The sequence below is a fragment of the Candidatus Clostridium eludens genome (assembly GCF_045310515.1).
Classification (GTDB): Bacteria; Bacillota; Clostridia; order Clostridiales; family Clostridiaceae; genus Clostridium_B; species Clostridium_B eludens.
On record NZ_JBJHZX010000042.1, the window covers coordinates 23,153 to 32,654 of the forward strand.

A 9,502-nucleotide genomic window follows, 5' to 3' on the forward strand; every position below is an offset into this window, starting at 1 on the left:
ACTTACTGAAGAAGATATGAAAATATCGCGAGAATTCAAAGATGATAATCCAATTCAAAAGAAGTTAATCAGGTTTTGAATTTTGCTATTGCTTTAGGTAATGGGGACTTAACAAAAAGAATAGATATTAAAATCAAGGATGGGATAGGCAAATTATCGTTAGCCCTGAATAAAGCAGTTGAAAATACAAGAAATTTGATAGCTGCAATAACTTTGGGTTCCCAAAATATAGATCATTGAAGTAAAGAATTGTCAGCTACCATTAAAGAGATATCAACAGAAATGCAAAATATTGATATCGCTACAAAAGAGATATATTCTGGAACAGAAAATTTAAGTACAACAACGGAAGAAGTCAATGCCTCAATTGAAGAAATTACTTCTAATACAACGGAGCTTTCAATTAAAGCGAAAGACGGAGATTTAGCATCAAAAGAAATACAGGAACGAGCAGCTAAAATAAAAGAACAGGGGTTAAGGACAATTGACATGTCTAAAAAAATATATAAAGAAAAACAAAGTAATATTATTAAGGCCATTGAAAAAGGAAAAATTGTTGAAGAAGTAAAAGTTATGGCGGACTCTATTACTAATATTGCATCACAGACTAATCTATTAGCCTTAAATGCGGCTATCGAATCAGCAAGAGCTGGTGAAATGGGACGAGGTTTTGCCGTAGTTGCTGAAGAAATACGTAAACTTGCTAAACAATCTACAGGAAATGTATCAAATATTCAGAATGTAATAGTACAAGTAAATGAAGCCTTTAATAATCTTTCGAATAATACACAAGATATATTAACTTTTATAGATAACAATGCAAATCCTGATTATGAATTGTTTTTGGAAACAGCATTAAAGTGCGAAAAGGATGCAGTATTTATAAAAGCAATGTCAGAAGAAATTGCAAAGAGTACAAATGAAATTTTATTTACTATACAACAAGCTAGTTTTGCAGTAGAAAATATTTCCGAAACAGCACAATTATCCGCATCAAATTCTGATGGAATATTAAATAGTGTAAACGACACAACCATGGCAATAAAAGAAATTTTAATATCATCACAAAAACAATTTGGGTTATCAGATGAACTGAACACTCTAGTAAATAAATTTAAAATATAAACTATTTCATGTTTAACATAAAAAATAAATTATACCTATCTAATAATAGGTGTTATAAGGGGGATGATTTTTTGATACAAAAAATTACGATTACTACTTTTATTGTTATTATTGTAGAATTAGTAGCATACTTTGTTCATAAAAGTAAAAAAGATTCGAAAGCAAAAGAAAGTAATAGTATGTTTGACAATTGTGGTAATAGTTGTTCATCTAACTGCTCATCTAAATTAAAAAAATAATGAAGCTGGTTGATGTTGAATATAATCTTGCAATTATAATCGGCCTATACAGACAGTGATTTTAAGATAAAAATATTATTGCGAAGACCATTAGTTATAATAAAATCAAATATATTATTATAAATGAGGTAGTATATGAAAAAAGGAGATAAAATTGTTGTTATATTTATAAGCATAGTAATTGTTATAAGTACAGTGGGAGCTTTTATATATAAAGAGTATGAAAAAGGTCTTAATAAAATAGCAGTTATAAAAGAAAATGGTAAAATAACAAAAACTATCGATTTAAATAAAGTTAAAAGTACCTATACATTTACAGTGAAATATGACAAGTTACATTTCAATAAAATTGAGGTACAAAAAGGCAGAATTCGTATCTCTGATTCAGATAGTCCCAGAAAAATAGGTATGAAAATGGGATGGATATCAGAACCGGGGCAAAATGTAATATGTGTTCCATATAAACTCATAGTGGAAATAGAAGGCAAGGATCCAAGACTTAAAGTGAGAAGAAAAGTCTAGCATTGGATAAACTTAAAAACATTCCATTTTCATAAACTCAAAATAAAACATAAGTTTTATAGAAGTATAACAAATTATTGAGTATTAATGAAGAACTGGATGTGGGAAATCCACAAGTCCGGTTCTGTAATAATTTATTAAGAATACAAATTAAAGTCATATTCATAGCCTTTTATTTGGCTAATTTACTATAGAGTTTTCTAAGATTGGTATTAACAAATGTTAACTAATTTAGATGCCAATTTGCAGACTTGATTAATTAGTTTTTATGATAATTTCCATCTATCTAACTCCTATTTTACTAAGTTTAGATAGGTTTTATAATGTTTCTAATAGAATTACCTACTGATTTACGAATATATTCATGTTGATTGCTTTTTAATTCTGTAAAATTCAATGTTGAACTAATATTTTTAACTTATTTATTTTTTTTATTTCACCATGTATAAAAGTTAACGTTATTACGGCAGTAAGAAGGTCAGATATAGGAACAGATGCAAAAATGCCAGAAACTTTAAAAAATATTGGAAGTAATAGCATTAAGGGAATTAAAAATAGAAATTGTTTCAGCACTGATAAAAATAATGCTGGCTTAGGTTTACCGATATATTGAAAAAAACTTGCGCCAATTACTTGAACCCCTACTAAAGGACTCATCAATAATATTATTCTTAAAATATGAACTGTTAGCAGTATTAGAGCGGTATCAGGTGTAAAAACACTTACAATTTTATTTGTAAAACTGATAATTATAACTAAAAATGTTAATGAAATAGCAACTGATGTTAAAATGCCAAGTTTTAAACTTTGTTTTACTCTGTCAAATTTTTTAGCACCATAATTAAATCCGATAATTGGTTGTAGGGCCTGTCTAATTCCGTACATAGGAATGGTAATAAACGCAAATACACGATTAAATATACCGATTCCTGAAAAATAAAGGTCAGAACCTCCATAAATCCGCAATGAATTATTTAATACTATTCCATAGATTCCATAGGCAAGTTGAGTCATAAAGGTTGATAACCCTAAGGAGAGTGCTTCTTTCAATAACTTTATATTAATTGTCAAATTTTTAGCTTTTATTCCTAAGGTCTTTTTATTTAATCCTATGTATATAAATAAAAATATAAAGCATATTATTTGGGAAATGTCTGTAGCAATAGCAGCTCCTTTTATCCCATATTTAAGTTTTGTAACAAACACATAGTCTAGTGGAATATTAATTATTGGTCCTATTATCATACTTATCATTGCAATGTTAGCATGTCCTTCTGATTGAATAATACTATTACAAACAATACTAAAAACATAAAAAATACTGCAATATAGGGTAATCTTAAAAAATATTACGGCATAAGGCATTATAGTTTCAGGTGAACCAAAAATATGTAATATAGGGTTAATAAAACTTATTCCTATAATCATTATTAAACTTCCTAATAAAATAGATGATGTTAGTGCAGTACCAATAGCCGTTTCTGCCCTTACTCTATTTCGTTCCCCAAGGCTTCTAGAAGTTATAGAAGCAATTCCGATTCCGATTGCTTGAGCAAGAGCCAGTATTATTTGTTGGACTGGAAAAACTATAGATAAAGCTGCAATTCCTAAGTCACCATTAGCTTGATTTCCTACGAAAATTGCATCTATGAGATTATACAATACATTGGCTAAAAATACACTTATAGCAGGGAGAGAATACTTAAAAAGTAATATTCTAATATTACCTTCTAAAATAAGATTTTCTAGTTCATTCATATTATCACCTCTAAAAAAAAGTTAATAATTTCAAAAGTAACCATAATTATATTGTATGCTTAATAAAATACGATTTCAATAATTATTTACATAAGGGTTATGTCACTTCATATTAGTATTAATATTCTACGGTAAATGTTATTCTTAGCTATAAATTTTATAAGGAGCTAAATAATTACTAGATATTTTAATGACATGCTTATTGTAGTATTCACTTTATAAAATATAGGTTTTATATAAATTATAATTTTTATAGCTCTCAGTATAGTTGTCCAGCGCTTTTAATTTATAGGATACTTATTTCTATGGAAAATATTAATATCAATTGCTATTATTATAGTATCAATATTTATATACAGATCATTTTGCAGATATATATGTCCATTAGGAGCATTTTACTCGTTACTTAATAAAGTAAGTTTTTATAAATGTGAAGTAGACAAAAATAAATGTACAAATTGCGGCGCTTGTGTACATAAATGCAAAATCATATGTCAGATTAGTATGGGAAATAGATTAAAGCCTATATTAATAAAACCTTAAGGTTTTCATAAGAAAATTATGATGATATAAATTTTTGTTTTGCAGTACTATAATAATAATGAGTGTTTAATCAGGAAGAAGGTATAGAACTTAAGAGGTGGTAAGTTCGGAAGAATTGTTTCATGAGGTATGGGGGGGTGGCTATAAAATTGAAAAGTAAGAGAAATAAACGAAGGAATGATTATTCGAAATTAAAAAGGAAAGTATTTTTTCAAATGCTTCTGATTACAGTTGCCGCCGCTGTGACTGTTTATCTATTGCGCCATATCCTGCGTGGACAGATCGGAGATCGTATCGTTCGATATTTAGTCAACGCTTTTCATTTTAAAAATTCGGACGCACAGGAAATCTATCAGTTGGTGATTCGCAACAATATGGAAATGATCCTTTTTGTTGTAATCCTAATATTTTTATTAGTTATCCTTTTTCGATTTTCTGTTTCTTGGTCCACAAAATATTTTGATGAAGTCAGTGATGGAATGGATAGACTTGCTGAGGAATCCGATGATGAAATTACATTATCACCGGAATTGGATTTTATGGAAAATAAGCTTAATCAGTTAAAAAACAACTTGGAAAAGCAAAAAAAAGCTGCTCTTGATGCCGAGCAGCGCAAAAATGATTTGGTGGTTTACCTGGCTCATGATATAAAGACACCTCTGACCTCTGTTATAGGATACTTAAGTCTTCTGGATGAAGCTCCGGATATGCCTCCTGAACAGAAGGCAAAATATGTCGGTATTACTTTGGAAAAAGCTTATCGATTAGAGCAGCTTATAGATGAGTTTTTTGAGATCACAAGATTTAATCTTCAAACTATTGTTTTGAATAAAGAAAAAATCAATTTACCGTTCATGCTCCAGCAGATGGCAGATGAATTCTATCCAATGCTGACTCCACAGGAAAAGCAGGTGTCCGTCAATGTGCCTGACGGGCTCACTCTGTGGGGAGATGCAGACAAACTGGCCCGTGTATTCAATAACATTCTAAAAAATGCGATAGCCTATAGTTATGAAAACAGCATTATTGACATTTCTGCTAAACAGCAGGACAAAAATATTGTTATAACTTTTACGAATCAAGGTAATCCTATCCCACGAGAAAAACTGGAAACGATATTTGAGAAATTTTTTCGGCTGGACACATCCCGTTCTACCAATACAGGCGGTGCCGGGCTTGGACTGGCTATTGCCAAAGAAATCGTAAACGCGCATGGAGGCAATATTTTCGTGCAAAGTAATACAGAAAAGACAGTTTTTACTGTCGTGCTTCCACAAAAGCAAGAAAAGAACAAGTTATCTGCTTAAGTCAGATAGCTTGTTCTTTTGTAAATCAATTAAATAAGATAGTACACAAAGATATATACGATTACGATATGTTCAATTGACAGTTTATAGCCAGTCTTTTTGATTTGAGAGGTCAGTAGTATATGGTATGGAATCAAGAATGGCAAAGTACTAATGAACCATGCAATCCACAATATAATAAACATTAAAATCTTAAATTTTGAAAATGCCACCGGGCTTCAGAATGAAAACCATTATACAACGGGTTCGAAGCCGGCTGATTTTCACATCTTTTTCAAGTTATAAATTGTAAAAATGTACTTGGGCTGTCTATGAAAGTATTGCATTTCATATGACAGTCCTTTATATTAGTATGGGAAATAGATTAAAGTCTATATTAATAAAACCTTAAGGTTTTCATAAGAAAATTATTATAATATAAATTTTTGTTTTGCAGTACTATAATAATAATGAGTGTTTAATCAGGAAGAAGGGATAGAACTTATGAGTATCAATATTTTGGTTGTAGACGATGAGCAGTCCATAGCGGACCTAATTGAAGTTTATTTAAAAAATGAAGGTTTTACAATATACAAATTTTATAACGGTCAAGATGCGTTCCGGTGTGTTGAGTCGGAACAATTAGAGCTTGCGATACTTGATGTCATGCTGCCGGATGTTGATGGCTTTACCCTCTGCCAGAAAATTAGGGAGAATCATAATTTCCCTGTTATCATGCTGACTGCTAAAGAAGAAGAAATTGATAAAATTACCGGATTGACACTAGGTGCAGATGATTACATAACAAAACCGTTTCGACCTTTGGAGCTTGTTGCCCGTGTCAAGGCGCAGCTCCGGAGATTTACCAAATATAATTCTGCGAAGCCAAACCAGGAAGAACACTTGATTGCCTTTTCCGGCTTGGTATTGGACATGGATACCCATGAATGTACGCTGAATGAAAAAAAGCTATCTCTCACTCCTACAGAGTTTTCAATTCTTTGGGTCCTTTGCTCCAATCGCGGACGGGTGGTAAGTTCAGAAGAATTGTTTCATGAGGTATGGGGAGATAAGTATTTCACTAACAGTAATAATACTGTAATGGTTCATATCCGACATCTAAGAGAAAAAATGTACGACAGCGCGGAACATCCTAAATATATCAAAACGGTATGGGGGGTTGGCTATAAAATTGAAAAGTAAGGGAGATAAAAGAAGGAATGACTATACAAAATTAAAAAGGAAAGTATTTTTTCAAATGTTCCTTATTATTTTTGCAACGGCTGCAACTGTTATCCTCCTGCGTTTTGTAATTCAAAAAAACTTCAGTGTTGGAGATAGTATTGTACAATTTTTAAAGAATACGCATTATTTGCGTGACAGAGAGGCTGTAATGATTGTTCATCTTCTATTTCTTAATAATATAGAAGCTATCACACTTATTGTGATTCTCATACTCTTAGTTATTTTGCTTAAATTTTCAGTTTCTTGGTTTACTAAATATTTCGATGAAATAAGTGCTGGAATGGATAAACTTGCAGAGGAATCCGATGATGAAATTATATTATCACCGGAATTGGATTTTATGGAAAATAAGATTAATCAGATAAAAAACAACTTAGAAAAACAAAAGAAAGCTGCTCATGATGCCGAGCAGCGCAAAAATGATTTGGTAGTTTACTTGGCTCATGATATAAAGACACCTCTGACCTCCGTTATAGGATACTTAAGTCTTCTGGATGAAGCTCATGATATGCCTTCTGAACAGAAGGCAAAATATGTCGGTATTACCTTGGAAAAAGCTTATCGATTAGAGCAGCTTATAAATGAGTTTTTTGAGATCACAAGATTTAATCTTCAAACTATTGTTTTGAATAAAGAAAAAATCAATTTACTGTTCATGCTTCAGCAGATGGCAGATGAATTCTATCCAATGCTGGCTCCACAGGAAAATCAGGTGTCGGTCAATGTGCCTGACGGACTCACTCTGTGGGGAGATGCAGACAAACTGGCCCGTGTGTTTAATAACATTCTCAAAAATGCGATAGCCTATAGTTATGAAAACAGCATTATTGACATTTCTGCTAAGCAGCAGAATAAAAATATTGTTATAACTTTTACTAATCAAGGAAATCCAATCCCCCAGGAAAAGCTTGAGACTATTTTTGAAAAATTTTACCGATTAGATACTGCACGTTCTACAAGCACCGGTGGAGCAGGGCTGGGTTTGGCAATCGCACAAGAAATTGTCACGGCTCACAATGGAACAATCTCTGTGGAAAGCAACCCAGAGAATACTACATTTACAATAAAGTTTGCGTCATAAGAAAATCTTAAGAAGTTCATAAGATGGAATTCCAACATAGCTCTTTTTTCTGTGGTTAAATAATATCAGTACAGAATAAGGAGCTGTTTTATTATGGTACGAAAAGTAGAAAAGAAAAACTCAGGAATACGCATATTTGTAACATTTCTATTGATGGCTATCATTGCCGCTAGTGTCTATAAATCTATCATTACCTCAGAAAACCAACATATATTTAAGATAGAACCGGATTCAACTATCTCCATATCTCCCGATAAGCTGAACAGCCCCAATGTGATTCTGATCCGTTTAAAAGATCATGCTATCCTAATGCAAAAAAATAGCGAAGAAAAAATCTATCCTGCTTCTTTGACTAAAATTATGACAGCCATTGTTGCAATAGAAAATTTACCTAATCTGAAGGAAGAAATAAGACTTACCAATTCTACATTTCAGGGGCTGTACGAAGCAGATGCATCAATGACAGGTTTTCAGCTTGGTGAGAAGGTAAGTGCTATTGACCTTTTATATGGAGCACTGCTTCCAAGCGGTGCAGAGTCTTGTATTGGGCTTGCAGATCAAATTGGGGGTTCGGAGCAGGGATTTGTAAAGATGATGAATCAAAAGGCGGCAGAGCTTGGTATGGATAACACTCATTTTGAAAATGTGACAGGGCTTCATGATGAAAACCATTACACAACAGTCAAGGATCTGGCTATTCTTCTAAGCTATGCATTGCAAAATGATACTTTCAGGGAGATCTTTACTTCATCCCATCATTCCACACAACCTACGAATAAGCACCCTGGCGGGATAACCTTTTATAGCACCATGTTTGAAGAACTCAACAATCAAAATATTATTGATGGGGAAATTTTAGGAGGAAAAACTGGATATACCGATGAGGCTGGTCTATGTCTTGCGAGTCTCGCCAAAGTGGGTAGACAAGAATATATTCTGATTTCAGCTGGGGCGAAAGGGGATCACCATTCGGAACAGTATAATATTACCGATGCATTGGCTGTATACAACAGTATAGGAAAATAATAAATTCTTCTTAAAGATGGATTTGGAATTGAAAATATACTTAATATTGTATTATTTATGCCTTTTGCTTTTTTAGATAAGCAGAGGGACAAAAAACAGTGTTAATATATGTGAATATTAACGCTGTTTTTATATTATTATTTTTTTACATGATTTATTGGCATTTGACAATAACAATAAATAGTGCTATTATAATACTGGCAAATGCCAATATTATAATAGGAGATGATTTTATGGCAGAGTGTAATTCATGTCCATCAAATGATGGGTGCAGCAAAGATAAAGAAAGTTGTATGGTTAAAAACAATCCCTATAATAAGGTGAAAAAAATTATTGGCGTTATGAGTGGCAAAGGTGGAGTAGGAAAATCATCAATTTCTGTCCTTATAGCTAAACAGTTAAAAAAACTAGGATACAGTGTAGGAATTTTGGATGCAGATGTAACAGGTCCAAGTGTTCCAAACTTAATGGGATTAAAAGGTAAAAAGGCTGAAACCACGGAAGAATTTATATTACCTGTGGATACGCAAGATGGAATAAAAGCCATATCATTAAACTTACTTTTAGAAGATGAAAACCAACCGGTTATATGGAGAGGCTCTATAATATCTGGAGCAGTAAAACAATTTTGGACAGATGTAATATGGGGGGAACTTGATTATTTGGTAATTGATATG

General features: G+C 32.1%; 11 protein-coding genes and 1 pseudogene. 10 read left to right on the plus strand and 2 right to left on the minus strand.

Annotated features, from left to right (window positions below; genetic code table 11):
* Nucleotides 1-75 precede the first annotated feature (75 nt).
* From ACJDU8_RS20660 to ACJDU8_RS20675, 4 genes are all read left to right on the plus strand, one after another.
* On the plus strand, nt 76-240 hold the full coding sequence (locus ACJDU8_RS20660) for a hypothetical protein (RefSeq protein WP_406794068.1): 165 nt from the start codon (nt 76-78) through the stop codon (nt 238-240).
* 9 nt (nt 241-249) lie between these two features.
* The gene (locus ACJDU8_RS20665) at nt 250-1,125 is read left to right on the plus strand and encodes a methyl-accepting chemotaxis protein (RefSeq protein ID WP_406794069.1); all 876 of its coding nucleotides are present in this window, start codon (nt 250-252) and stop codon (nt 1,123-1,125) included.
* A gap of 71 nt (nt 1,126-1,196) precedes the next feature.
* Entirely contained in the window at nt 1,197-1,364 is a 168-nt protein-coding gene (locus ACJDU8_RS20670) for a FeoB-associated Cys-rich membrane protein (protein WP_406794070.1), read from the plus strand.
* 135 nt (nt 1,365-1,499) lie between these two features.
* Entirely contained in the window at nt 1,500-1,886 is a 387-nt protein-coding gene (locus ACJDU8_RS20675) for a NusG domain II-containing protein (protein ID WP_406794071.1), read from the plus strand.
* A gap of 393 nt (nt 1,887-2,279) precedes the next feature.
* Here ACJDU8_RS20675 and ACJDU8_RS20680 read toward each other — a convergent pair whose 3' ends face one another.
* A complete protein-coding gene (locus ACJDU8_RS20680) occupies nt 2,280-3,644 on the minus strand; it encodes an MATE family efflux transporter (protein ID WP_406794072.1) in 1,365 nt (454 codons plus the stop codon).
* Nucleotides 3,645-3,968: 324 nt separating this feature from the next.
* Between ACJDU8_RS20680 and ACJDU8_RS20685 the strand changes: the two genes are divergently transcribed.
* Both ACJDU8_RS20685 and vanS (ACJDU8_RS20690) read left to right on the plus strand, forming a co-directional pair.
* Nucleotides 3,969-4,187, plus strand: a complete 219-nt coding sequence (locus ACJDU8_RS20685) for a 4Fe-4S binding protein (RefSeq protein ID WP_406794078.1) — start codon at nt 3,969-3,971, stop codon at nt 4,185-4,187.
* Nucleotides 4,188-4,324: 137 nt separating this feature from the next.
* Nucleotides 4,325-5,494 (plus strand): vancomycin resistance histidine kinase VanS, encoded by a 1,170-nt coding sequence (vanS, locus tag ACJDU8_RS20690; protein ID WP_406794073.1) that lies wholly within the window; start codon nt 4,325-4,327, stop codon nt 5,492-5,494.
* A 35-nt stretch (nt 5,495-5,529) separates the two neighbouring features.
* On the opposite strand, the pseudogene ACJDU8_RS20695 reads toward vanS (ACJDU8_RS20690), so the two are convergent.
* Nucleotides 5,530-5,679, minus strand: a pseudogene (locus ACJDU8_RS20695) (VanZ family protein); the annotation flags it as partial.
* A gap of 298 nt (nt 5,680-5,977) precedes the next feature.
* Between ACJDU8_RS20695 and vanR the strand changes: the two are divergent.
* The 4 genes from vanR to ACJDU8_RS20715 all read left to right on the plus strand — a co-directional run.
* Entirely contained in the window at nt 5,978-6,676 is a 699-nt protein-coding gene (gene vanR / locus ACJDU8_RS20700) for a VanR-ABDEGLN family response regulator transcription factor (RefSeq protein ID WP_406794074.1), read from the plus strand.
* Nucleotides 6,654-7,799, plus strand: a complete 1,146-nt coding sequence (vanS, locus tag ACJDU8_RS20705) for a vancomycin resistance histidine kinase VanS (RefSeq protein ID WP_406794075.1) — start codon at nt 6,654-6,656, stop codon at nt 7,797-7,799. The genes vanR and vanS (ACJDU8_RS20705) overlap by 23 nt, the downstream gene beginning before the upstream one ends.
* A gap of 93 nt (nt 7,800-7,892) precedes the next feature.
* Complete coding sequence (locus ACJDU8_RS20710; protein ID WP_406794076.1) at nt 7,893-8,825, plus strand: D-alanyl-D-alanine carboxypeptidase family protein; 933 nt, start codon at nt 7,893-7,895, stop codon at nt 8,823-8,825.
* Nucleotides 8,826-9,058: 233 nt separating this feature from the next.
* Nucleotides 9,059-9,502, plus strand: a 444-nt coding sequence (locus ACJDU8_RS20715) for a P-loop NTPase (protein ID WP_406794077.1), incomplete at its 3' end; no start/stop codon positions are given.